This window comes from Streptomyces goshikiensis (genome assembly GCF_014650555.1).
In the GTDB taxonomy this organism is placed as follows: domain Bacteria; phylum Actinomycetota; class Actinomycetes; order Streptomycetales; family Streptomycetaceae; genus Streptomyces; species Streptomyces goshikiensis.
The window spans coordinates 48,872-72,732 of record NZ_BMVE01000014.1 but is presented as its reverse complement, the minus strand read 5'-3'; the positions used below and the strand labels follow the sequence as shown (position 1 = coordinate 72,732).

Sequence of the window (23,861 nt, the reverse complement as noted above, 5' to 3'; positions counted from 1 at the left end):
TGCACTACGGTTCGTCCGTACTAGTGCACTGGGGAGGGTGGGATGACGGAGCGGACGCAGGCGCCGTACGCGCGGATTGCGGCCGAGCTGCGCGGGCGCATCGAGCGCGGGGAACTGCGGCCCGGGGACCGGGTGCCCTCGACACGGGCCATCACTCAGCGGTGGGGGGTCGCCATGGCGACCGCGAGCAAGGCTCTGGCCACACTCGGGCAGGAGGGCCTCGTACGGGCCGTACCGGGAGTCGGGACACTGGTCGCGGCCCGGCCAGCCACCAGCCGGGGCCGCCGCCCCGCCACCGCCGCCGAGGACGACAGCGCGCAGCGAGGGCGGATCGTCCGCGCTGCCGTGGCGATCGCGGACGCGGAAGGGCTGACGGCCCTGACCATGCGCCGGCTCGCCGCGGAACTGGGGGTCTCGGCGATGTCCCTGTACCGGCACGTCACCACCAAGGAACAGCTCGTCGCGCTGATGGCCGACGCGGCCTTCGGGGAACATGCCCTGCCCGAGCGGCCGCCGCCGCACTGGCGGGAACGGCTGGAACTCTCGGCGGCCCTGCAATGGCGGCTCTACCGGGCCCACCCCTGGCTGGCCGGGGCCATGAACCTCAGCCGGCCGCTGCTGATCCCCAACGGCATCCGCCACATCGACTGGGCCCTCGCCGCCCTGGCAGGACTCGGCCTGGACGACGACACCCGGATGCACGCCGCCGTCACCCTGTTCGGATACGTCCGCGGCCACGCCGTCGATCTGGAGCCGGAGTCCGACGCGGCGCGCACCAGCGGGGTCAGCGGTCAGGAGTGGATGCGTGCCCAGGAGACGCGGCTGGCGGCGCTGGTGGACGGCGGAGCCTTCCCGGCATTCGCCGAGGCGAGAGCGGATTCCGCTCTCACCCCCGAATCCCTCCTCCAGTACGGCCTCACAGCCCTGCTGGACGGACTTGCCCTCCGCATCACCACACCGCCGAACTGACCGCTACGACGATCCGACCTCTGCCAGCCCTGGCAGCACGCCCGCCGAAACGCCCTGCCGTTCAACGGGACGCCTCTCCACGGCTTTCGTCGAGAAGCTGAAGGCCGTCCAGAAGGTCCAACGGATAAACGCCCTGCCTAAGGGCTGTCCCGTAACGGTGTTCATGGGTGGGACGATCACCCCGTGACTGTTGTGATCACTGCGTCTGAGCTGTCCTGGATACGTCCGTTCAGCGGTCTCACCCCTCGGCAGTTCAGCAAGCTGGTCACTGCTCTACGCCGTCGAGGTGCGCATGAAGCGCGCCCGGGACGCCCTTGGACGCTTTGCTTCGAGGACCGCGTGCTGCTGGTCGTTGCGTACTGGCGGACCAACCTGACGATGCGACAGCTGGCGCCCTCGTTCGGCGTTTCGAAGTCCACGGTCGACCGCGTAGTCGATGACCTGGGGCCGCGCCTGGCATTGATCCAGCGGCAACGCTTCCGCAAGGGCACTGTTCTCATCGTGGATGGCACGCTCGTGCCCACTCGCGATCACACCCTCGCCCAGCGATCCAAGAACTACCGCTACTCCACCAACCACCAGGTGGTCATCGACGCGGACACCCGCCGGGTTGTGATTGTCGGCCAGCCGCTGCCTGGAAACCGCAACGACTGCAAGGCCTGGGAGGAGTCTGGCGCCAAGGCCGCCGTCGGTGACACAGTCACGATTGCCGATGGCGGCTATCCAGGGACTGGCCTCGTGATCCCCCATCGCCGCGAGCGCGGCCAGGCTGAACTCACGCCCTGGAAGGAAGAGCACAACAGGTCTCACAAGCAGGTCCGAGCCCGCGTGGACCACGTCTTCGCACGTATGAAAACGTGGAAGATCCTCCGTGACTGCCGACTCAGAGGTGACGGCGTCCACCTTGCCGTGCTGGGTATCGCCCAGCTGCAGAATATTGCCCTAACCCAGTGACCGAGCGGGTCAACCCAGCTCGGCCACGTCAGGGTCAGCAGGCTTCGGGGGCCTCTGATGACCGCACTCCAGCCGCGTTCCGTTGGCGTCAGTCACTGTGTACTCCAGGACAATCTTGGTCGGGTCGCCGTCCTCATAAGGCCACACCGTCATGCCTCCCTCCCAGACGAGGGTAGAGAACCAGACATCGATCCCCTCGGCTTCAGGCGTGACCGTGAAGACCTCCCCGGGCCGCAGATAGAAGTCCTCACCGTACGGCTCGATGAAGAGACAGAAGTCGCCCTTGCCTGCATTCTCCACAGGCAGCCTGCTGCGTCCCACTCGTCCCCCAAGACCGTTACCCCGATGACCGGTCCACAGTATCCGCCCACGCTGCCACCGCCACCTTCACAGCCCACGCCCTGCAGGCCGATTGCGGGACAGCTCTTAGACTTCGTTTCTTATGGCTTGATCCTTCGTTGATCAGTGCATGGCGAATCTGGTTGAGCGACTGGTGCCGGACGAGTTGTGGGTGTTGTTCCGGCGGGTAGTCCCGCCGACCGAGGTGATACGTCCTCAGGGCGGGGGTCGGCGACGGGCCGGTGACCGCGAGGCCTTGGCGGCGATCATCTTCGTGGCGACCTCGGGCTGCACGTGGCGGCAGCTTCCGCCCGTGTTCGGCCCGAGCTGGCAGACGGTCTACCGACGCTTCGCCCAGTGGAGCCGGGCCCGCGTCTGGGCGAGGCTCCACCGTGTCGTCCTCGACGAGCTCGGAGCCTACGGCGAGCTGGACTGGTCGCGGTGCGCGATCGACTCGGTCAGTCTGCGGGCTGCAAAAGGGGGCCACTGACGGGACCGAATCCGACCGACCGCGGCAAAATGGGCTCAAAGATCCACCTGATCACGGACCGGAACGGACTGCCGCTGTCGCTCGGCATCTCCGGCGCCAACATGCACGACAGTCAGGGCCTTGAGCCGCTTGTGCGGGGCATCCCGCCCATTCGTTCCCGCCGCGGACCTCGCCGTCGTCGCCCAGGGAAACTGCACGCCGACAAGGGCTACGACTACGACCATCTGCGCCGATGGCTCCGCAAGCGCGGCATCCGCCACCGCATCGCCCGCAAGGGGCTCGAGTCCTCGCAGCGGCTTGGCCGCCACCGATGGGTCGTCGAGAGGACCGTGTCCTGGCTCGCCGGCTGTCGCCGACTCCACCGCCGCTACGAGCGCAAACCTGAGCACTTCCTTGCCTTCGTCGGCATAGCCGCGACCCTGATCTGTCACCGCCGCCTCACCAAGTAGAGCGAAACCTGCTGTTATAGGCCCCTGCTGCCTCGGACTGGACGGGCGATGCTTGAATGCCGGGCATGACGGATTGGCCCAGGCTCAGCGACGCATACGGTTCAGCGGAAGGGGTGCCCGACGTGCTTGACCGGTACGAGGCGGACCCCGAATCTGTCTCAACGGAGCTGGTTGACCGGCTCTGCCCGATGTACGACACGGCCTTCTCCGCAAGCTTCGCCGCCCTGCCCCGCCTTCTTGGGATCGCAGCCGGACGAGCGGCCGGCGAACGACTGGACGTGCTCTACCTGGCGGGAGCGATCACGCGGTGCGCCCGTTCTTCACCCGAGGCAGCTCAGATGAGAACCCGGGAAGCGGCCGCGTTCTGCCGTCTGACAGAGGAAACACTCACCACACCCATGACCGCAGTGGACTACGTCTTCCTGCTCCAGTCATGGATGGCGTTCCAGGGCGCCGAGGTCTGGGACCGGAATCTGGAGAACCTTGCGGAGGGTGAGCATGAAGTCGACTGCCCCTACTGCGGAGTGATGCTGACCATCGTCTTCGGAGAGGAAGGCCACTTCGCGTCCAGCGAGGACTATGCGAACCCGAAAGCGCAGAGGTCGCCCTTGCGTCCGATCGACCCCGCCCAAGCGGGCGGTGCGGTACAGCAGCTGTACCGCCGGGCCCTGGCAGATGGCCAGAGAGTCGTGGCACACGGGCTGCCATACATGTTGGGACAGGCCGTCTGCACCGACTGCGGCACGGAGCTCTCCGTGCTGGACAGGCGGGCGTAGCTCGGCACTGTGGGTGAGCGGCAGGCTTCACCCACTCCCAGAGGTGCAGACGATTACTTGCAGACCAGCCTGCTGGCCATGCGCGGCTCAGCGATCAATCACGCCATAAGAAACGACGTCTAAGGGCCTGTGCCCGGGAGCCCGGCTCGCGGCGCTCCCATGCGGTGCCCCCAGATCTCGGTCGTGATCGGATTCAACTGTGATCGGCGGGGTAGGCGGCGTCCACTTGACGGATCGGTTGGCGGAAGGCAATTCCCATGTTGATGGCTCACCCGGCTGTGCTCCCCGGCCTTGTCGACCGCTACTGGGCCCTGTCCGTACTTGACGCCGCAGACGAGGCCTCGCCCGTACGCAAGGAGATCCGGGACGTCGCGCATGCTCTATGCGTGGCCACGGGTACGGCGGACGTGCACGCCGCGCTGATGGCCGCCCGGCACCACCTACCCGGCACGGGCGCTCTCGACGACTCTGTACTCGACTCCCACTGATCGCGCTGCCGTAGGGATCTGTCTGCCCGGCGGCAGCGGTCTGAGCGCTGTGGCCGGGGGCCTGCCCGGGTTCCGGTAGGTGCCCGGCCGGGGAGGAGGCCGGGGCGGTGGTGCCCGGGGTGCCGTGTGGATCCCGTACGGCAGAGGTGCGCCGGGTGGCCTGGTCCACACCTCGGGGGCATGCGGCCCAGGCTCCGGGCGGAGACCCTCCCGTAAGAGCTGCGGACTCCGCTGTTCACCCGTGTGACCCCGCAAACGCCCGCGCGAGGATTTTCTTGAGCTAGCTCAGAATGCTTCTGGTGCAACGCGGTTGCGGACCGGGCTGAGTGCACCGTCCGAGTGGCGTGGGGGTGGGGAAACGCCGATCAGTCGGCGGCTCCATCGTGTGCGGGCATCGGTGGCGGGGTACGCGTGCGGTCGGCGTCTGATGCGGGCCCCGTGGCCAGAACGCTCTATGCGCCACCAGTCCACTGAACGAAAGGCACGACGATGACAGAGAAGCAATCCCGCAAGCCGACTCCGCCTTCCGAGGCGCCGGGCGAGAGTGGCGATCGCGCTGCCCGGCGGGAAGCCGAGGAGGCCATCGCTTCCGGCACGAAGGACGGCGAGGCCGGTGATGCCCTGAGCCCCAGCCCCGATGCCCAGCGCCGCACCGTCCAGCGGGGCAAGGGGAGCGGGAAGGGCAAGAAGCCGTCCACGTAGCCGAACCACGCAATGGCAGAGCCCCTGAGGGGCTCTGCCATTTGCGGCGAGCGCTTGCGGGCGCGCGGGCCGTTGGGCGGCGATAGGCCCCGACGGGGCGGCGTGGCGGCCTTTACGCTGCGGTGGCGACCGGGGCCGAGGCATCCGAGAGCGCGGTGGCGGCCAGGGAGCGGGTGGGCTGGATGACCAGCCCTTCGGCCTCCGTCTGCGCCTCCAGCGTCCGGCGCGTTTCGGCGCCCCTCGCGACGACGGCCAGCTGCCCACCTGCGGTGCGGCACATGCGGTGGGTCCGTACGACGGTGCTCACCGCGGCCGTACTCAGCGGCGCGTCCGAGAGTTCCAGCATGACGGGTGCGGACCGGTGGGCGGCGAGGTAGCCGTCGATCGCCCAGGCGGCCGCGGCCCGGCCTGCGATGTCCAGGTCGGCTCGCAAGCGGATGATCAGGACACCGTTCTCGGTCACGTTGAAGGGCAGCACGGACACTCCTTGTCTTCACGAGCACATCGGCTGGGTATCGTGCGGATGCCCGAGGCCCGGGCCGGCATGCGTGTTCCTTGACGGTCAGTCGGGACGCCGACGGGAGCGGGGAGCAACGGGTGATCAACCCCGCCCCCGGGTTGCCGTTCCGACGAGACCATACTGGGAGGCGAAGAAGGGCGTGTCGCACCAACCTTGTGCGGCGTCTTCCCGTCAGATCCCCGGCCCGGCCGCCGGCGCCCCACACCACCCCGAAGCGGCCAGGCGCCGGCGTTACTGTCAGGGAGTACAGCAGAGCGGGCGATGGCGTGCTGCGAGTGCGTTTCTCCCCATCGGGCCTGCCTGTTCGGGGTTGTGGGAATGGTCGGTCTCATCCACTGAGGGCGGGGAGGAGCTTGTCGCGGCAGGCGGTGAAGAAGGCGTCCTGGCCGGGGCCGATCTGGCCGATGTAGACCTCGTCGAAGCCTGCGTCCAGGTAGGCACGTACGGCCGTCATGTGTTCCTCGATATCGTCGCCGCACGGCACGTTGGCGGACACCTGTTCGCGAGTGACGAGCTGGCTGGCCTGTTCGAAGTGGGCCGGGGTCGGAAGGGTCTGGGCCAGTTCGCCGGGCAGCTGCTCGTTGGGCCACAGCCGGTGCACGGTCTCGACGGCCTTCTCCCGGTCGTTGTCCCAGCACACCTTCAGGCCGCCGATCACCGGCTTTCCCTCGCCGCCGGCGTCCCGGAAGCGGCTGATGGCGTCCTGGTCGGGGCCCATGGTGATGAAGCCGTCGCCGATGCGGCCCGCGAGTTCCGCGGATTTCGGCCCGAAGCCGGAGACGTGAACGGGGAGCCGGCCGTGCGGTGTGGTGTACAGGCGGGCGTTGTCCACCGTGTAGTGCGGGCCGTGGTGGCTGACCTGACCCCCGGTGAAGAGCTTCCTCATCACCTCGACGGCTTCCTCCAGCATGTCAGCGCGTTCGTCGAATGAGGGCCACCGGTCCCCGAGGATGTGCTCGTTCAGGGCTTCGCCGGTTCCCACTCCGAGGGCGAAGCGGCCCGCCAGAAGCTCGCTCGATGTGGCAGCGGCCTGGGCGGTGACGGCCGGGTGCAGACGCATGGTGGGGCAGGTGACCAGGGTGGTAACCGGCAGGTCCACGGTCTGGGACAAGGCCCCGATCATCGACCAGACCAGGGGGCTGTTGCCCTGTTCGTCGTTCCAGGGGTGGAAGTGGTCGGAGATGGCCAGCCGGGTGAAGCCTGCGTCGGAGGCTTTGCGCGCTTGCTCCAGGAGCTCGGCTGGGGTGAATTCCTCGCAGGACAGGAAGTATCCGAACGACGTCATGTGTTTCGTGCCTCCAAGAACGACGATCAAAGGCCCCGGCCGGCGAGTGCCCGGGGGCCGGGTCCCGAGTCCCGTAGCCGGCGTGCCGAGCGGGTATGAAGAGGTGGTCCTACCGGGCTGTCCGTTGTCTATTGGTCCGCCACATCAGGGCGGCCAGCGCGGTGGCCGCGAGGAGTGGAGCACTGCGGCGGAGCATCAGTTGCGCCAGGGCGGCGCGTGTCGGCGTTACCCCGTTGGTGGCCTCACTGGTCGGGGTGGCCGTGCCGGTCAACTGATCGGTGATGAGCGCGGCCTTCCGGTATACGGCTTGGCTCATGCCCTCTGTGTTCTTGCCTGTCATGTCCATCCCTCGTGTGGCCCGCGTGAATGCCTGTCCAGGGGCTCTTACCCGCGAGAGCCGATTTTGCCCCTATCGCGGCTTTTCTGATGTCTGCCCCGCGGGGCGGCCGGGGTATTACGGGCAGGTGAGTACGAAGCCGCTGCGGGGAGCCGTCGGCATGCGGGACAGGGGGATGGTCAGGTCCTGGTCGGGGACTTCGTAGTCGAGGTGGGCGAGTTCGGTGGCGAGGGTAGCCAGCGTGGCGATGGTGATGTCCTCGCCCGGGCAGCGGTGGCCGCGGGCCGGATCGCCGCCGCCCTGGGGGACCAGGTTGTCGGGTAGCCGGCCGGCGCGGGTGAACCGGTGGGGGTAGAAGCGGTAGGGGTGTTCCCACACGGCGGGGTCGTGGTTCTGCCCGTACAGGTCGAGCAGGATCAGCGAGCCTTTCGCGATGTCCTGGCCTCGCCAGGTCAGGTCGTTCGCTGCGAGGCCGCCCACGAAGGGGGCGAAGGGATAGAAACGGCGTACCTCGTGGGCGAACGCCCGGGCGTAGGTCTTCTCGGGGTCTGCGCGCAGCAGCTCGCGGTGCTGGGGCCAGCGGTGCAGTGCGTGGGCGGCGAACGTGGCGAACCAGGCGATCGCGACGGTGGGTCGGATGATGTTCAGGAGTTCCACGGCAGCGGTGTTTGCGTCCAGCAGGTTGCCGTCCGCGTCCCGGTGCCGGGCCACCGCCTCCAGAGCGGACCGCTCGGTGTCTGACCCCGGTTTCTCGCGGATCCCGGAGATGACGGCGGCGAGGGCCTTCTCCTGGCGGGCGCGGGCGCGGCGAGCCCGCAGGTGCCTGGGGCCGGGAGTGGCGAACCCGTCAACCATGGCGGTGCAGTCGCGTGCCATCTCGGTGCTCTCGGCGTCGGAGAGCTGGAGACCGACCCAGCCGCAGACGGCCCGGGCCAGAACCTGGCCGGTCTCGTCGAAGAGCACCACCCGGTCCTGCTTCCAACCGGCCGCGGCCTCGCGCCAGCGCCGTCCGACATGCTCACCGAGCGCGGCGATGCCCGTCTCGTCCTTGAGGAGGGCGAGGAACATCTCTTTGCGGGCCAGGTGCGCGTCGCCGTCGAGCGTGTGCAGGGCGCCCTGGCCGAAGAGGGTGTCGAGAACGGGGTCGGGGAGGGCCGCGGCCCGCAGAACGTGGCCTTCGTCGTAGAAGAAGCCAACGGCCTCCGGGCCGCGCATGGCGACCGTCGGCCGTCCGAGCAAACGGGTCTTGACCGTGCCGTCGGGCGAGGTACGCATCCGGTTCGGCAGCCAGGCGTAGCCGTGGGTCAAGAGACTGAGCGTGCTGTCATGGAAGGGGGGCATGGCGTGCGGGTACCCTGCGCTGCCCGGGACACGCGCCCGCTCGTTCGCCGTCACCCGCGGCGCCCCCGACATTCACTCTCAGGGGTTCCGGGTTCGCTTCCGAGTCCCGGGTGGCGGCGCGGGGGAGGAGGCGGGAGGGGCACGCCGGACCCCGACTGACGTCCGCCCCATACTGTGCTGGTCGGTCAGCTAGGCGGGTAGGGGCTGGCCTTGAGCTGGCGGGCGAGGTGGGCGGTGGTGGCGGCGAGGGTCTTGGTGGTGGTGGCGGTCTTCTCGGGGGTTTTGTCGAGGTCCTGGTAGTCGGTGTGCTGCATTGCTTCGCCGACCCAGTAGGTGACGGCGTTGGGGGCGAGGGAGAACCCGGCGTCGTTGAGGCCCTGGTAGAGATCGGCGCTGACCTTGTGGGCGCCGTCCTCGTTGCCGACGACGCAGACCGCGGCGACCTTGCCGTAGGTGAGCATGCGGCCTTCGTCGTCTGTTTCGGAGATCTCCGCGTTGAGCCGCTCCAGGACCTTCTGGGCGATGCTGGAGGGGTGTCCGAGCCAGATCGGTGTCGACAGGATGAGGATGTCGGCGCCGAGGATCGTGTCACGGATCTCGGGCCAGGCGTCGCCGTCGCCCAGGTCGGTGCTGATTCCGGTCTTCACGTCGTGGTCGGCGATCCGGATGGTCTTGCCCGTGACTCCGTGTTCGGCGAGCGCGGCCATCGTCTGTTCGGCCAGTAGCTGAGAGCTGGACGGCTCCGGGGACGGGGACAGGGTGCAGACGAGGGCGACAGCCCGCAGGGGTGTGTTGTTCATGTACGCCCGGCTACCCCGTCCCCCAAGTCTGATATCAGCCCAGCTCTGAATTGGTCCTTTCAGACGTGTCGCCAGGTCCGGGCGCTACCCACCGGCCTGAGAAGGGTGGCGGGGAAGCATGACCAGGCCCTTGCGAGGGCGGGAGGCGCCCGGACAGGAGCATGTGCCGTCGGCGCGGGGGTACGCGTGCGGCATGCACGGACATCATGCACGTTCCACGAGCACCTTGTTCCGTCCCACTCAGCCCCGCGAGGCGCCCCCGGCGAGCGCGGGCCGGCACGCGGGCGGGGGAGGGATACTCCGCCGCCTGCGCCGCCGGATCCTCGCCTACCAGCACGTCGAGCTGCTTTCCTCGCGTATCCCCGGGGACACTGGCACCGGCGATGAGGTCCTGCTCCTCGTCCACGTCCGTAAGGTCGTCGGGGAGATCCACTATCGGATGTGCCTCACCTGCGCCGAGGCCGTGATCGCTGCAGTCGACATCGACCCGCGCTTCCTCGGTACAGGCCTGGACACCCGAGCCCTGTCCCACCTGAGGGCATGGCACCCGGGCCTCACCTGGCACAGCCCCCTGAACCTGCGCGGCTCCCGCGACCTCCTGCGCCGATCGCGCATCCTCGACGGCAATGAGGTGTGCCACCACCTACGCGTCCAGGCTTGACCGTCCCCTGACCGCAGGGGGGAAGCAGGGACCGCAGGCCGCGGTGTTCCCGGCCGGGGTGAGCCCGCCTCCGGCCGGGCGGGTGAATGGGCGCTACGTCGGTCGCGTCGGTCGCGTGCCTTCGAGCGATCGGGTTCCGTCAGAGGCTGGGCTTGTGCGTTGGGTTGATCACGAGCAGCCACTCGTCTCCGCGGGTTTCAACGGTGAATTCGGCGGCCCGGAATGCTGCTGCGAGTGCGAGCCCGAAGGCGCGGCGCAGGCCGGGCAGGCCAGGGTGCTCGCTGGAACGGTTACGGCGCGCTCCGCGCCGTCGGGAGGGAAGCGTCCTGAGATCTTCGGGCATCCAGCCGACCATGACACCGCGGGCGTGCTGGATCACATGGACGCCTTCCGTTCCCACGGCGCTCTCGTCGAAGCCGGCCTGATGGAGCACGCCGCGTACCGCTGCCAGGAATTCGTCTTGATCGTCCACGGCCGAACTGTAGAGGCAGGACCAGTCCAGTCCGCTTCGCTCAGCCCCGCAGGTTTGCTTCCGATCCCGGCCAGCCGCCGGCCTGACTGCCTCCAGGCTGAGAGCACGCACACGTCAGGTGATCAGGCGGGGTCTTTCCTGGCGGAGCTGTGCGTCGGCCTTCGTTCGTCGGACCTGCCGTGTGCGTGGGCGACCATCGTCTCGATGTCCAACTGGTCCGGTCCGGCCGCCTGCTGGTCGGGCCGGTCCCTGGGTATGGGGTTGACTTTCGCATCGGTTGATCGGTGGCTGCTCACCACAAGCTTCCTTTCTTGAAGATGTCGCCAACGCTTCTGCCTCGAAAGGTCAGAGTCACCGGCCGCAGTCGTGATGGGGCTCTCAGATCACCGGCGGACGTAGGGGTTGAAGTTCGCACGCATGGCCGGGCACTTGTCGGGCACGCGATGTTTCGGAGGTTGATAAACATGGTTCCCCTGCTTCTTGTTCTTCTGCTGGTTCTGATCCTCTTCGGTGCGGGTTTCGCGGTGAAGATTCTCTGGTGGGTCGCGATCGCGGTCCTCGTGCTGTGGCTGATCGGATTCGTCGCTCGCCCGAAGAGTGGGAGCGGCCGATGGTACCGCTGGTAGTCGCTCCGTAGCGGCGCAGTTCAGATGTGGTGTGTCGGTGGCCCGCCTCCCCTGGTCGGGGAGGCGGGCCACCGCCATGTCGGCGTGCGTGGACTGCGATTTTGCGTTACTGGATGAAAACGGATATCGAGGGTAAAGGTGATAGTGCCGGGGCGGTCGTCGTGACGCAGTAGGGGATCTGCTGACCTCCAAAGATCGACGGCCGTCTCGGTCCGACTGTGACCGAGGGTGTGCGGTAGAAAATCCGAGGCATGTGATGGTCGCGATGGAACGGGATTCTGTCGTGTGTGCCGTACGCAAAGGGAGGACCGGCGGGGAGTTCATTTCCTTCTGCCCTCCTGTTGACCTGAGGAGTAGTTTTCGCATGACTGAGAATGTATGGGGTTACCGTGAGACGTCCGGCCGTCTGGCCGGCGCCGATCTGACGGGATACAAGGTCGAGGCGACGGACGGTTCTATCGGCAAGGTCGACAAGCACTCCGACGAGGTCGGGTCTTCCTACATCGTGGTCGACACCGGTCCGTGGATCTTCGGCAAGGAAGTCCTGCTCCCCGCGGGCACGATTAGCCGGATCGACGCGAGCGACGAGAAGGTCTTCGTGGACCGGACGAAGGAGCAGATCAAGAACGCTCCCGAGTTCGACAAGGACAAGCACCTCGGCAACGCGGACTACCACCGCCAGGTCGGCGGCTACTACGACGGGCCGCATCCTCTGTGACCCGAGCGGGGACGGACGTGCGAGGCGGGGGCGGCAACCCACTGGTTGCCGCCCCCGCCTCTGCGGCATCCCGGTCCATCGTTCACCTCGGCAGCGGGAAGGCCGTCATGGGAACGGCGAGGCGAGCGTCATGGTGACAGCTCGTATCACCGGATCTGGGGGTTTGGCGAAGGCGACAGGGGTCAACCTGTGCCGGTATACGGCGGATCGTACTCGACGGCAGCCGGTTGACCTTCGCCGACTCGACCATGCTCAACCTGATGCTAATTCTGCTGCGCGCCTGCCGCCTGGCCTTGGCCGGCCCCGTGCCGCCCCGGCTGGGGCGGGTCCTGGACCTCACCCAGGCCCGAGACCTCTTTCCCACCGCAGATGGCATCGATGCCGCAGGCACCTGTAGACCCGGGTGGCGAGGCAGTCGTAGCGCACCCGCCACCAGCCCTCCCCAGGCCGGTGCTGAGGAGCCAATCAAGGTCACGAGCCCCACGGACGTGTTCGGCGTCGCGCCGACACGCCTTGACACGACGGGTGCGTATGGGCCTCAGTCGTCAAATGTTGCTGCTACCTGCGATATACGAGGCCCTACGACGCTTTGGGTACTGTCATGGTGCTCAATTACCTGGTTCTTCCGCCGCTCGCGCCTCCTCGGGGAAGGGCGTGGCCACTTCCTCTCCCCGCGTCAGGTCCTGTATGCGGATCGCCTTGCCCGACAGCGGGAGCGGCGCCGGCTATTTCGCGTCCTGGCGACCTTGCAGGTCAGTTCCTGTCGGGGGCTGCCGAGGGTCGTGTCATGTTGAAGGTGAGGCTGGAGACGTCTCGGCTCTGGACCACGTTGGCGCCACTTTCGACGTTGCCGCCGATGTTGTTGTACACGTTGCCCGCGGAGGGGGCGGACTGCGCCTGCTGCCACCACTGGTCCAGGAGCTCGCGGAACTCTCCGTCCAGGGCGGCTCGTACGCCGAGGGCGGTGGCGAGTGCTTGGGCGCGCATCGGGTCGGCCGGGTCCCCCGCGAGGGAGGCGGCTTCCAGTTCGCCGGAGCTGATCTGGGGCATCGTGCCGTCCTGTGCGGTGGCGCGAGCGAACGGGCGGCGTACCAGGGTGGTGAGCGCTTGCCATGTCTGGCGTCCGGCTTCGCTGCCGAGGCTGCCGGCCAGCGCGGCGAGGGCGGCTGCGGTGATCGGATCCATGTGGAGACTCCCTCGGTCGGTGACGGGTCCGCTTAACCTTAGGTGGGGGTTTGACCTCCTGGAAGCGGTTCCGGGAGCCGAGATCCGGACATCCGTCACGCTCTGTTGGCTGATGTCGATGCATCGTCAGGTAGCTCGTGACCCAATACTGTTGCCGCATGGCTGAGGAGACGTGGAACAGGCTTGACGGACGTGCGGAGGCTGTTGTTCAGGCCGGACGCATTGGGGAGCTTCACCAGCACTGGCATGGTGCGGAAGCCAGGGTCCAGTCCGCCCCCTTCCAACTCCCTCCTGAGTCGGCTTGGTTCGAGAACAGGCACCGAGAACAGGACATCATCTCCCGTGCGGTTCAGGGGCATCCGGTGCGCTGTGGGCCCTTGGTTGTCGCACTGACCGGTATCGGTGGCATCGGGAAGACGGCGCTCGGGTATCGGGTGGCTCGCGGGCTTGCCGATAGGTACCCCGACGGCGTGCTCTGCGTCGACCTTGACGATCTGCGCCGAGACGGTGTGGTGGAAGTCGCCGATGCTGTCGGGGAACTCTTGACGGGCATGGGCATGTCGCCCGAGTGGCTGGAGAAGTCCCTCAGCGGTCGGACGAAGCAACTGTGGTCCCGGACCAGGGACAAGCAGATGATCGTGGTCGTCGACAACGCACGCTTCGGAACCGAGGTGATGTCTCTCCTCCCGGCGTCGGATCGCAGCCTGGTGATTGTCACCAGCCAGGGAGCTCTGTACGACCTTGAGGGCACCGCCACCGTTGAGGTACTGCTGGGCCCCCTCGCGCCGGACGACGCTGTGCGGCTGCTGGGCCGCCTGGTGGACGATCCCCGGCTAGTGGCAGAGCCGGACGCGGCCCGCGATCTGGCCCAGGGCTGTGGGGGACTGCCGGCGGCGCTTCAGGTCGCCGGGCAGTGGGTGCGCAAGTACCGCAGACGAAGCTTGTCCCGGCTGGTCGCGGAACTGACGGCTGAGTTGCACGGGAAGGGTATTCCCATGGTTGAAGCCGTGTGGGACGCCGCATACGCCGCTCTGGACCCGGAGGCCGGACGCCTCTACCGCCTGCTGTCCCAGTTTCCGGGGCCGCGCATCGAGGAACCGGCCGTTGCCGCCATGCTGGGCTGCGATCTTGCTGCTGCGGGCGATGCGCTGGAGGAGCTGGAGCGTGCTGGCCTGCTTGAAGGCCAGGCGAAGGGCTGGCGTATGCATGGACTTCTGCGTGGCCATGCCGAACGTCGGGCACGGGGGGAGGATCCGGACGGGGCGGAGCGGGCGGGGGCGCGGCGGGCACTGATCATCTGGACCAGGCGTCAGGCGGCCCGCGCGGATCTGCTGGCAGCCGGTTCGCGTATGACGTTCGCGGAAATCCCGGAACCTGCGGGCACCGGCGTTGCGGACATCGAGTTCGACGGCAAGCAGGGAGCGCTCCGGTGGCTGGAAGCCCAACGGCACGCCCTGTACCGCTGTGTCCGGCTGGCGTTCGAGGACGGCTTGTACGAGGACGCGTGGGCGTTGTGTGAGCCGCTGTGGACCCACTTCCTTGACCACCCCCACTATGCGGACATCACGGACGCGTTCCGTACGGGTGTCGATGCCGCCGACCGCACGGAGAATCTGCCGGCGATGGTACGGATGAGGTGCCAGCTGGCCCGCCCATTGTGGGAGCAGGGGCAGTACGAGGAAGCAGCCGAATGCCTGCGGCACGCCCTGGCCACCTCCGCGTCGCTGGGCGAGTCGGTTGCGGAACGGAAGCTGAAGGCCTCGGTGACCGAGTTCCAGGGGCTTCTGAAGGCCGAGACTGGGGACGTGGCCGGTGCGGCGGTGGACTTCGAGGCGTCGAAGGCGATCCACACGGAGATCGGCAACGCGTACGGGGTGCTGCTGCAGACCTACCTCCTGGGCCGGACCGCGCTGCGCGGCGGGCAGCACCAGGAAGCGGTCGAATTGCTACGTGAAGCTCACCAGGCGGCCAAGGGCCAGGAGCGGGAGCGCATGATGGCACGGACGGGTTTCGAGCTCGGCCGGGCGCTGAGGCTGACCGGATGCCCGGAGGAAGCTCACCTCCTGGTGATGGCCGCACTTGAGGGTGCGCGCAGGCGAGGTTCCCAGACGGATGAGGTCCGGATCCTGGAAGAGCTGGCCGAACTGGCGGACATGTCCGGTGAAGCGGACACGGCCGAGACACACCGCACGGCCGCACGGCGCATCGCGGCCGAGTGTGGGGCAGCGACCGGCGACGCTCAGAGCTCGTAGTCGAGATCGTCGCTCGTCGCCGGGGCGAGACCCACGCGGACGGTCACCGGGCCTGTGTCGCAGAGCAGCGACACAGGCAGGGCGGGCATGGGATGGCCGCCGAGCCAAGCGTGCACGGCAGACGCCACGGCCCCGGGGTCCGCGTAGGAGACTGTCCCGGCCTGCTGGTGGGGTTCCAGGTGCATGCTGAGCAGGCCGGCCGTACGGTGCCTGAGCAGGCATCGACGGCGCGTCAGCACGGCGACCGCCGTCCGGCAGCGCGGTGCCTCCTCCATGACGTGGGCTGTCCACCCGGCGGCCGTCCAGACGGTTGCATGCGGGCGGTGGAAGGACTGCTTACCCGTCGGGGACCATAGGACGGCCGCGCTCTGCACGGCACGGGGCCCGGCTGACGGATACTCGGCCGCCAAATGGTGCACAGGTTCCTGCGTAAGTACGGGGAAGCGCGCCACGGAGATGCTCTCCCCCGACACCTCGGCCCGTACGGTGAAGGCCCGCGGCTGCCTGGGCGTCGTGGACGACGGGGAGAACGCCCGCGCCTCAAGCGGGCCTGAGGGCGGGCGGAGGCGGAGCAACCGGTAAAGGTGCTGCCGCAGCAACGTGAGGGCTTGGCCATGCTCGGCGAACGCGGCAGTAGCGTGGCTGCGGATGTCCACCGTGAGGGCTGTGTGCAGGACGTCCGGAAGGTCCGCGGGTGTCGGAAGCCGGGGGGTGGCGGCCAGCAGACGGGCCATCGGGCTGTCGGGGATCAACTCGACGCCGCCGTCGTACGCGTTGATGATCGGGTGGCCAAGGGCCGCGGCGTACAGGGCGGTGGAACCATGGTCGGTAACCACGGCATCAGCGGCGACCATGAGCGTGGCCCACTCCTCGTAGGGGCGGGAGAGGACGAGGCCCGCCTCAAGGGCTGGGTCGAGCCATCGGGCCAGGTCGAACCTTCCCGTACTGCTGTACACGTTGGGGTGGAGAACCAGGGCGACTTGGAAGGAGTCGTGAGGCAGGGTCCGGCTGAGGTCGGCCGGCAGCTCGGGGCGGCGGGACAGAAGGGACTCGGGGCCCCACGTAGAGGCGAGAACAACGAGCCTGCGCGGCCCCGTGCCGAGGGCTGCACGGTATTGCGCCCGGTGGGGGACTGAGACGAGGATCCGGTCCAGGGTGGGATCACCGATCACGGCGGAACGGCAGGCGGTCACAGGACTGTGCCGTGCCAGACGGTTCACCTGTTCCTCGTGTGCCAAGGCATGCAGGTCGGCCAGGGGCTCGCCCTCAGCCATCAGGTAGTAGGGGTCGAGGCCGGACGGGATACTCGTCGAGCCGTCGTTGGTGACCGTCTTGTTGAATCCGGCTCCGTGCGGCAACAGCACCCGAGGTCCTGGCAGCAGCCGGAGCGCGCCTTTCGGGCTCGCGGCCAAGATCAGGTCATGCTTGACCCGAAGAGCCTCATCCCAGAGCAGTGTGCGCACATCGGCGCGCTCCAAGGCCGCGAGGGCGTCGATGTCGAAATCTGAGCCCGGGGCCAGCGTGAACCGTGTGGTGATCCGGCGGTCTCCAGTGAAGGCCGGCAGGACGTCGAGGAGGCGGTGCAAGGCACCCGCCGAGCGAACCGCGACGAGTACTGCCCGCTGCCCGCTGCCCGCTGCCCGCTGCCCGCTGCCCGCTGCCCGCTGCCCGCTGCCCGCTGCCCGCTGCCCGCTGCCCGCTGCCCGCTGCCCGCTGCCCGCTGCCCGACAAATTGTCAAGTCTACCGGTTTCGAGCGACCGGGAGGGCGCAGATCGCAACAGTGGCTCGGGGGCGTCGTCGGGGGCCTCGTACGGCATCTCCTGATCGTAGCGGGCTCGGCACATATCCTTCCTCGCGCCGGGTTCCGTGCGGTGATCGTGGGACGCAGATCCCGTGACGCGGTGAGTCGTGAGCGCGCAGGATAGGGCGAAACGCCCGGAGCCGGAGCAGGACCATTTTTCTGGTTCACCCTCACAACCGTCGTCGGCGGTGGAGAGCAAACCGCGCTCACTCCCAAGCGATACCTATCCGCGAGCGACGATTCTCCGTGAATACGGCCATGACGTCTCAGGCCGGTGGGCTGGTGCCCGGGACGGGGAGCTCGCGCAACCCTGTCGATGTAATCTCAGGTCTACCTCAGCCCTTGCGGACGCCCATCGTGGTAGTCCGCAGTGGGCGGGTCGGCCCACTCCCCACCGCGTAGAAACCGCACCACAGAGCAGGCGCTTAGAAGACGCGTGCTCTATCCACTGAGCAACGTGGGCTGACCTGCGAAATGCAAGCGCCTGACGCTTGATCAGGGGAAGTGTGGGACGCATGTGGGATCTGGGACGGGGACCGTCCCAGGCGCTGGACGCAGCCCCTCACACTGCCCCTGCGAGGCCGAAAACCCTTCCGGAAACAAATCTTGACCTGTCCGCTGTTGCAGTGGGGCAGGGGCGAGAAGGGGGAGGTGTCAGGCCTAAAGCTGTTCAACAAGAATGACGGCGTGACCGAGGTCACGCCGCGTCTGGCCGAGGCCGAGGCGGATGTGCAGGATCTCGTCGAGGCGCACATGGAGACGATGCTCGGCGTCCGGTTACTGGCGAGCGAGTACAGCACCGGACCGGTGCACGGCGGTCGGATCGATTCGCTGGGCATCGACGAGAACGGCGCACCGGTGATCGCCGAGTACAAGCGCGGCACGGATGCGGGCGTCATCAACCAGGGCCTGTTCTATATGGCGTGGCTGGTCCTCCACCGGGATGCCTTCCGGCGCCTGGTCCGCGACCAGCTCGGGGTTCACGCCGCGGCCCAGGTGCTCTGGAACGCACCGAGGTTGATCTGTGTGGCGGGTGACTTCACCCGCTACGACATCCACGCTGTCCGTGAGCACCGGCACGCGATCGACTTGGTCCGCTATCGGTACTTCGGCAGCGAGCACATAGGCCTTGAGACGGTGGCGTCCTTCGCCGGCCGTGCCGCGGCGTCGAAAGGCTGGGAGCCGGACCCAGGACACGGCGAAGGCGCAGCGGGCCGCGGCGGAGACTGGGGCCATGGCCGAGCTGGCCGCAGCGGTAGACGAGTCCCTGATCGGGCTTGGCGAGGACGTCATCAAGGTCTCGAACCAGACTTACACTGCCTACCGGCGCATACAGAACTACGCCTGCCTGGTCCCACCGAAGAAGGCCAAGCTGCTGGTCAATCTGAAGGCCGACCCGGCGAAGGTCGACCTCGTGCCCAGCTTCGCACGGGACGTGACGGGGCTCGGTCACCACGGCACCGGCGACCTGGAGCTGACGCTGCAGACCGAGCGGGACCTGGAGCGTGCAGCCGACTACTTCCGGCAGAGCTACGCGCTGGCGTGAGGGCCCCGCGTCCGGGGCCGCACCGGGGGTCCGGACGGGTGTCTCCGGCGGCAGCGCCCCCGGCCCCACCCTGGCCGCATACAACGGCCTGCTCCACTGCTCCGTGCGCGGCGGGCAGGGCACAACCGCCAGCGACCAAGATCTGCATTGGACGACGTTCAAAGGTGCCTGGAAGAGCTTCACCAAGATCAACGGCGCCTGGAGCGCCGACTCGCCTGCTCCTTTCCGCTGTTTCCTCGCGCACTCAGGTGCGCAGGGGCTGCGGCTCCCACGACGCGAGGAGCCGCAGCAGCGCACAACTCAGACGTTGCCGCGGTCGTAGTACTGGCCAAGCTGGTCGCGGTAGGCGGCATCGCCGCGGTGCTTGTCCTTGTCGTACTCCGGGGAGTCCTTGATCTGGTCCTTGGTGAGGTTGACGTTGATCGTCTCCTCCTTCACGTCGACACGCACGACGGTCCCGGCGGGCAGGAGGACTTCCTTGCCGAAGATCCACGGGCCGGTGTCGACGACGATGTAGGAGGAGCCGACCTCCTCGGTGGCTTCGTCGACTTTGCCGATGTGGCCGTCGCTGGCCTCGACCTTGAAGCCGACCAGGCTGGTGCCAGGGGTGTAGTGCGACTCGGGGTTGTAGCTCCACATGTCAGTCACGGGTGTCTCCTTCACTGGGTAGGGGCGTTCTTGGGAACCCTGCCCGCCGTAACGTGATCGCCGGCCTGTGACTAGGCCAGCCGCCCTTGCTGCCACCCGGACAGCCCAAACCGGGCCCGCGAAGACGACGGTGCGGGGTCGGTGAAGCGGCTACTCCTGGTCCAGGGGCAGGGCGACATCGAAGACCTGCCGGCCGTCGGGGCAGGCGCCGGCGTCTCGGGCCGCCCCGGTGAGCGGGTTGACCATGTAGAAGCGGAAGGAGCCGTCGGTGGAGAGCGCGGCGAAGCCCTGGTTGCTTCCGTCCTTGGGCGAGAAGTAGATGTCGAAGCCAGCGCTGGTTCTTCGCGTCGACGCCGAGGTTGCCGATGGGGGCGAGGGTGCCGGAGTTGGCCGGGGACTGCAGCGCCACGCGGTAGCTTGCGGTATCGATGTCGAACAGGCTGGTGGCCGTCGCCGCGTCCAGGTCGTTGTCCGTGTACGCGGCGCCGCTGACGCCGGCTGTGGGGGTGGTGGCCGGGGTGTGGTGACGGGGGGTGTCGGCGAGGGTTCCGCCGGTGGCGACGTTCACGTTGTGGCGCAGGTTTTGGCACGTGTCGCTGATGATCCGCAGCCGGTCGGCGGTCGGGTTGAAGTCGACACCGAAGGCGGTGCCCGTCAGGCCGGTCACCTTCAGACCGCCCCGGCCGTGGTCGTGCTGGTCACTGTCCGCGGCCACCCCCGGTTCCGTCATAGGCAGGGCGGCGGCGAACGCCATCACGAGGACTGCCTTGGCCATGAGTGCTCCACTGAACCGAACCGCCCACACAGCCGGGCATCACCAGGCAGACACAACCAGTCACATCCAGGTCCGGCCCTTCGAGCACTGCCAGATGGAGGCGCATTCACCCGGCACGGCGACGAGGGGCACGGCTGCACCGCTCGGGCATAGGCGCGTGCTCTTGCGGCCAGGGCAGCAGCGCCCCTGTGAGATGTGTGTGCCGATACGGCCAGGGTTGTCTGTCCTGCCGTAGGCCGGCTGGCCGGACTACGGGGTGCAGATGGGGCTTCCGGCCCGGGCTGTCCTCCCCCCCCCGCTTGGTGACCGCTGCAGACGCGAGACGGATCGGGGTCTCTCTCGTTGGTGGATGCGGTGCGCACCGCCCCGGGAGCCCCACCATCCACCCGGGCCTTTCCGGGAGCGGCCCCGGGTCCTGACATCTGACGAGTTCCGTCCTCCTGGATCCCTGCCAGGGACGGTTTCGCTGCTGTCAGCGTCAGATATCGAGACCATGCGCACGGGTTGCGGGATTTGTCGGCGTCGCGGGTCGACCGCAGCTAGGGTCTTTCCCAGCCCACGCCGATATGGCGTGCGTGGGCCAGGCCCGGATCCCAACGCTCTGGGGGAACACCGGGCCGACCTCAACGTAGCGCCGGTTCGGCGCGAGAAGCACAGGCCGCGGGAATGCAGCCGTCCAGTGGACGGCGCCAGGGCGTGGCGCGAAGAACATCAACGCCGCGCCCTGGCCGCTTCCGTACAGGGGCTGGGACGCGGCGGTCTGACATACCCGTCGGGTTTCGTGGGCCGAGCCGGTTGTCCGGCGCTGGGGAGGGCGACGGCGCGTTGTGCGCACCCGCCACGGGGGCCCGCTCGTTGAATGGGTGGAGCGGGGCCAACACCGCCGTGGAAGTCTGTTCCGTGCCTTCGGGGCCCCCGGTCCCGACATCAGACTGCTCCGCCGCCGCGGCTCTCCACCGCTGAGCCTGGCGGTGCCGACTTGGGGGGTCAGGACCGCCACAATGTACTGCCGAGCTGGCTCCTAGTGGGGGTTTGTCCTGCCGCCGAACCACTTTGGGCGACGATGCCCGCCAGTGGGGGCGACGGGTGGATTGTCTCCGAGGGGTTGGTCGGCCCGGGCGCGGGCGGCGTCGCGCTGCTCGATGAGGTCGTCGCGTTCGCGGTCCACCACCTCGCTCTCCCGCCTCGATACGCCGACGCCCTGACGCGCGAGCCTACTGCGCCGTGAGGCACGACGAGCCGCCGCGAGGACGAGGTACAGGCCTACGAGGGCAAGCGCGCCGACGACGATCCCGTACAGGAACAGCGCGCCGGTGGAACTGGTGACGTGATAGCCAAAGACGGAAAAGTCGTTGGTGAGCTCGTGGGCGCTGCCCAGGTTGGACATGACGCCGGCCACCGCGACGACCAGCGCGGCAACCAAAATGATGAGTCCGAGAATGAGGATCATGAAGCACTCCCTGCTCCGTCCCCCCGCTCACGCGTTTGAGCTGGGCCGACGGACAGACCGTCGGCCCATAAAGCCCCTACCCGGAGAGGGGAGTGCCAAGCAGCTCTGGAGGGGGCGGCGGCCTGAAGGAGCCGGCTGTGTGGGCCCCGTCGCGCTGCGGCTGGGGCTTGGTACTCGGGCGTATGACGCTGCGTTCAGCGGTCTGCAGAACCCGATGCTCAGCCCCCCGGCGGACGCCCGCTACGAGCTGTTCCTCCTCACCCACGGGGCATCCGGCCGCTACCGAGCTTGGTACTCGCGGGCCGTTCGGACCAACCGCCCTGGCACCGGCCGGAGCGGGGGGTGACGGTGGCGGGAGTGCCGGCGAGGTGTCGGCGCTCCCGCGCGAGAGGAGCCACCCCCATGGCGCAACGCAATACCGTCCTGCGCAGCCTGCACGACGTGGGCCTGGCCGCCTGGTTCGGAGGCTCCCTCATGGGCGCTGTCGGGCTGAACGGCGCTGCGAGGGTCCAGGGCAGGAGCTGGGAGGAGGGTGCGAGGATCGCGAGCACGGGGTGGGCGTTGTGGGCGCCGGTGGGCGCTGCCGCGATCGGTGTGCACCTGGTCGGGTCCACCGGTCTGCTCGCCGTCAACGCCACGCGCGTGGTCACGCAGCAGGGGGTCGCCGCCTCCGCCCTAGCCAAGACCGTCCTGACCGGCGCAGCCCTGGCTGCCACCGTCTACACCCGTGTCCTCGGCAAGAAGATTGAGCTTGTCTCCTCAGGCACTCCCCAGGACGCCGAAAAGGCCGATCGTCTCCCGGGAGACACCGGTCAGGCCGAACGCCGCCTGTCCTACGCCCAGTGGTCTGTACCGGCGCTAACCTGCGGGCTGATCATCGTCAACGCCATCCACGGCGAGCAGCAGCGCCCCGCCCAGCAGCTCTACGGAATGGTGCGGCGCGCCCGCACCCTGGCCCCGTATGTCATGCGCGCCCACCACTGGCATCTCCCGCACTGAGCTCTGCGAGACGCCGCGGGGACGCCCGGCGGCGGAGCCGTGCGGGCCGCCCAGGTCTCGCTTTGAGCGGCCGTCCGAGGGGTTCACGAGTCCGACCGACAGGTGGATGCGGCTGACGGGCAGGTATTCACCCGACCCAGCTGATCGGGCCGCGCCGCGGCTCCCACGGAAGGAACCCCTCTGCCGTGTCCCAGGTCAGGGAATCCATCAGGGTCGATGTCCCCGTCCGTACCGCCTGCAACCAGTGGACCCAGTTCGAGACGTTCCCACTGTTCATGGATGGCGTGAAGCGCATCGAGCAGGTCGACTAGACCCTCACCCGCTGGGTGACCAAGATGGGTGGGGTGGAGCGCGAATTCGATGCCGAGGTCACCGAACAGATCCCCGACGAGCGAGTGCCCTGGGTTACCGTCGGCCGGGAGACCGAGCCCTCGCGCGTCGTCACCTTCCACCCCATCGACCCCACTCACACCGAGGTCACGTTGCGGCTGGACTTCGGCCCCGCCGGGATGACGGAGAGCATCGCCGACAAGTTCGGGTTCATCGACCGCCAGGTCACCGGAGACCTCCAGCGGTTCAAGAAGTTCACGGAAACGGCTCAAAGTTGCGGCTGCTCTTGGACCATGGGGCCGTGAGCACGGATCCGGCAGTGCCGCCCACTCTTGAGGAGCTCGCATGCGAGGAACTCTCCGTGCGCTCCGGGACCGGCGACCTGCGGTGAGGCCGCCAAGGTCGCGGGCGCCGTCTTGCCACGGAGAGCGTGAAGGACGCTCTGCTCGACTTCGATCGGCGGAGCCGGGCCAGGGCGGACAGCGGCGGCGTACTGGCTGCGAAGAGCGGTGATGGCCTGCGCCTCTTCGTCGAAGGTGAGGGCGACCTGGCGGATGTGGTCTTCGCCGTGCAGGTGGGTGGAGATGTATGGTCAGCCGGCCGGTGGCGATGTTGTCGTGGATGCGCTGGGTATCAGCGCTCACCTTCTGGATCTCTTCCCGGGGGCACCATGGCGTGGGTGAGTCCGCCCAGGTCCACTCGGTGTCGATCTCCTTCTGGAGGGCTCCTTGGCGGCCCGGCCAGCTTAGTAGGGTGCCTCCCGGTCAATCCGGGCGAGCAGCGTGGTGTCCGGGGCCGTGCTTCGGAACCCGAGGCATGCAGATGCGAGCAGGCGGCGTCGATGGTGGGACCGGAGGCTGTGGCGACAACCCCCGGGTAGTGATCGGGGTGGAGATCGAAGAAGACGTGTGCGTTGGCAGGAGCGTGCATGGGTGCCTTTCGGCTCG

General features: G+C 68.1%; 23 protein-coding genes and 3 pseudogenes. 13 read left to right on the top strand and 13 right to left on the bottom strand.

Annotated elements, in window-relative coordinates:
• Window positions 1-42: 42 nt before the first annotated feature.
• Window positions 43-969, top strand: a complete 927-nt coding sequence (locus IE248_RS30550) for a GntR family transcriptional regulator (RefSeq protein WP_190032296.1) — start codon at window positions 43-45, stop codon at window positions 967-969.
• A 183-nt stretch (window positions 970-1,152) separates the two neighbouring features.
• Complete coding sequence (locus IE248_RS30545; RefSeq protein ID WP_190032295.1) at window positions 1,153-1,923, top strand: transposase; 771 nt, start codon at window positions 1,153-1,155, stop codon at window positions 1,921-1,923.
• Window positions 1,924-1,932: 9 nt separating this feature from the next.
• Here IE248_RS30545 and IE248_RS30540 read toward each other — a convergent pair whose 3' ends face one another.
• Complete coding sequence (locus IE248_RS30540; RefSeq protein WP_190032294.1) at window positions 1,933-2,223, bottom strand: hypothetical protein; 291 nt, start codon at window positions 2,221-2,223, stop codon at window positions 1,933-1,935.
• A gap of 169 nt (window positions 2,224-2,392) precedes the next feature.
• Here IE248_RS30540 and IE248_RS30535 point away from each other — a divergent pair.
• The 4 genes from IE248_RS30535 (at window position 2,393) to IE248_RS30520 (ending at window position 5,167) form a co-directional block, all read left to right on the top strand.
• Window positions 2,393-3,201 (top strand): IS5 family transposase gene (locus tag IE248_RS30535; RefSeq protein WP_229895628.1). Its coding sequence is split into 2 segments (ribosomal slippage): window positions 2,393-2,740 and window positions 2,743-3,201, totalling 807 coding nucleotides; the frame shifts between segments, so codons are not numbered across the junction.
• A gap of 65 nt (window positions 3,202-3,266) precedes the next feature.
• Window positions 3,267-3,977: a hypothetical protein gene (locus IE248_RS30530; RefSeq protein ID WP_190032292.1), complete on the top strand. Its 711-nt coding sequence runs from the start codon at window positions 3,267-3,269 to the stop codon at window positions 3,975-3,977.
• A gap of 263 nt (window positions 3,978-4,240) precedes the next feature.
• Window positions 4,241-4,465, top strand: a complete 225-nt coding sequence (locus IE248_RS30525) for a DUF5133 domain-containing protein (protein WP_373301664.1) — start codon at window positions 4,241-4,243, stop codon at window positions 4,463-4,465.
• Window positions 4,466-4,954: 489 nt separating this feature from the next.
• The gene (locus IE248_RS30520) at window positions 4,955-5,167 is read left to right on the top strand and encodes a hypothetical protein (RefSeq protein ID WP_190032290.1); all 213 of its coding nucleotides are present in this window, start codon (window positions 4,955-4,957) and stop codon (window positions 5,165-5,167) included.
• Window positions 5,168-5,279: 112 nt separating this feature from the next.
• On the opposite strand, the gene IE248_RS30515 is transcribed toward IE248_RS30520, so the two are convergent.
• From IE248_RS30515 to IE248_RS30495, 5 genes are all read right to left on the bottom strand, one after another.
• The gene (locus tag IE248_RS30515) at window positions 5,280-5,645 is read right to left on the bottom strand and encodes an STAS domain-containing protein (RefSeq protein WP_190032289.1); all 366 of its coding nucleotides are present in this window, start codon (window positions 5,643-5,645) and stop codon (window positions 5,280-5,282) included.
• 370 nt (window positions 5,646-6,015) lie between these two features.
• A complete protein-coding gene (locus IE248_RS30510) occupies window positions 6,016-6,972 on the bottom strand; it encodes a TIGR03557 family F420-dependent LLM class oxidoreductase (RefSeq protein ID WP_190032288.1) in 957 nt (318 codons plus the stop codon).
• 109 nt (window positions 6,973-7,081) lie between these two features.
• Complete coding sequence (locus IE248_RS30505; RefSeq protein ID WP_190032287.1) at window positions 7,082-7,288, bottom strand: hypothetical protein; 207 nt, start codon at window positions 7,286-7,288, stop codon at window positions 7,082-7,084.
• Window positions 7,289-7,426: 138 nt separating this feature from the next.
• Window positions 7,427-8,617: a cytochrome P450 gene (locus IE248_RS30500; RefSeq protein ID WP_308438190.1), complete on the bottom strand. Its 1,191-nt coding sequence runs from the start codon at window positions 8,615-8,617 to the stop codon at window positions 7,427-7,429.
• 218 nt (window positions 8,618-8,835) lie between these two features.
• Complete coding sequence (locus IE248_RS30495) at window positions 8,836-9,450, bottom strand: flavodoxin family protein (RefSeq protein WP_190032285.1); 615 nt, start codon at window positions 9,448-9,450, stop codon at window positions 8,836-8,838.
• A gap of 226 nt (window positions 9,451-9,676) precedes the next feature.
• On the opposite strand from IE248_RS30495, the gene IE248_RS30490 reads away from it, so the two are divergent.
• Complete coding sequence (locus IE248_RS30490) at window positions 9,677-10,111, top strand: hypothetical protein (protein ID WP_229895627.1); 435 nt, start codon at window positions 9,677-9,679, stop codon at window positions 10,109-10,111.
• 139 nt (window positions 10,112-10,250) lie between these two features.
• Here IE248_RS30490 and IE248_RS30485 read toward each other — a convergent pair whose 3' ends face one another.
• The gene (locus IE248_RS30485; protein ID WP_190032284.1) at window positions 10,251-10,583 is read right to left on the bottom strand and encodes a hypothetical protein; all 333 of its coding nucleotides are present in this window, start codon (window positions 10,581-10,583) and stop codon (window positions 10,251-10,253) included.
• Window positions 10,584-11,047: 464 nt separating this feature from the next.
• Between IE248_RS30485 and IE248_RS37755 the strand changes: the two genes are divergently transcribed.
• A complete protein-coding gene (locus IE248_RS37755; RefSeq protein ID WP_229895626.1) occupies window positions 11,048-11,209 on the top strand; it encodes a hydrophobic protein in 162 nt (53 codons plus the stop codon).
• A 364-nt stretch (window positions 11,210-11,573) separates the two neighbouring features.
• On the top strand, window positions 11,574-11,927 hold the full coding sequence (locus IE248_RS30480; protein WP_190032283.1) for a PRC-barrel domain-containing protein: 354 nt from the start codon (window positions 11,574-11,576) through the stop codon (window positions 11,925-11,927).
• Window positions 11,928-12,680: 753 nt separating this feature from the next.
• Here the strand turns inward: IE248_RS30480 and IE248_RS30475 are convergent.
• Entirely contained in the window at window positions 12,681-13,112 is a 432-nt protein-coding gene (locus tag IE248_RS30475) for a hypothetical protein (RefSeq protein WP_190032282.1), read from the bottom strand.
• Between the two features lie 158 nt (window positions 13,113-13,270).
• Between IE248_RS30475 and IE248_RS30470 the strand changes: the two genes are divergently transcribed.
• The gene (locus IE248_RS30470; protein WP_190032281.1) at window positions 13,271-15,364 is read left to right on the top strand and encodes an NB-ARC domain-containing protein; all 2,094 of its coding nucleotides are present in this window, start codon (window positions 13,271-13,273) and stop codon (window positions 15,362-15,364) included.
• Here the strand turns inward: IE248_RS30470 and IE248_RS30465 are convergent.
• A complete protein-coding gene (locus IE248_RS30465; protein ID WP_229895625.1) occupies window positions 15,352-16,842 on the bottom strand; it encodes a CDP-glycerol glycerophosphotransferase family protein in 1,491 nt (496 codons plus the stop codon). The genes IE248_RS30470 and IE248_RS30465 overlap by 13 nt on opposite strands.
• Window positions 16,843-17,919: 1,077 nt before the next feature.
• Between IE248_RS30465 and IE248_RS30460 the strand changes: the two are divergent.
• Window positions 17,920-18,712, top strand: a pseudogene (locus tag IE248_RS30460) (DUF5655 domain-containing protein).
• Window positions 18,713-19,012: 300 nt separating this feature from the next.
• Here the strand turns inward: IE248_RS30460 and IE248_RS30455 are convergent.
• From IE248_RS30455 to IE248_RS30445, 4 genes and pseudogenes are all read right to left on the bottom strand, one after another.
• Window positions 19,013-19,351: a PRC-barrel domain-containing protein gene (locus IE248_RS30455; RefSeq protein ID WP_373301674.1), complete on the bottom strand. Its 339-nt coding sequence runs from the start codon at window positions 19,349-19,351 to the stop codon at window positions 19,013-19,015.
• 159 nt (window positions 19,352-19,510) lie between these two features.
• On the bottom strand, window positions 19,511-19,681 hold the full coding sequence (locus IE248_RS38620; RefSeq protein WP_373301673.1) for a hypothetical protein: 171 nt from the start codon (window positions 19,679-19,681) through the stop codon (window positions 19,511-19,513).
• A gap of 79 nt (window positions 19,682-19,760) precedes the next feature.
• Window positions 19,761-20,090 (bottom strand): annotated as a pseudogene (locus tag IE248_RS38450) (DUF4394 domain-containing protein); the annotation flags it as partial.
• Between the two features lie 1,066 nt (window positions 20,091-21,156).
• Complete coding sequence (locus IE248_RS30445) at window positions 21,157-21,585, bottom strand: hypothetical protein (RefSeq protein ID WP_190032278.1); 429 nt, start codon at window positions 21,583-21,585, stop codon at window positions 21,157-21,159.
• A gap of 402 nt (window positions 21,586-21,987) precedes the next feature.
• Here IE248_RS30445 and IE248_RS30440 point away from each other — a divergent pair, with 402 nt between their 5' ends.
• Window positions 21,988-22,584 carry a hypothetical protein gene (locus tag IE248_RS30440; RefSeq protein ID WP_190032277.1) on the top strand — a complete coding sequence of 199 codons (597 nt, stop codon included), beginning with the start codon at window positions 21,988-21,990 and terminating at the stop codon, window positions 22,582-22,584.
• A gap of 185 nt (window positions 22,585-22,769) precedes the next feature.
• Window positions 22,770-23,219 (top strand): annotated as a pseudogene (locus IE248_RS30435) (SRPBCC family protein).
• The last annotated feature ends 642 nt before the right edge of the window (window positions 23,220-23,861 follow it).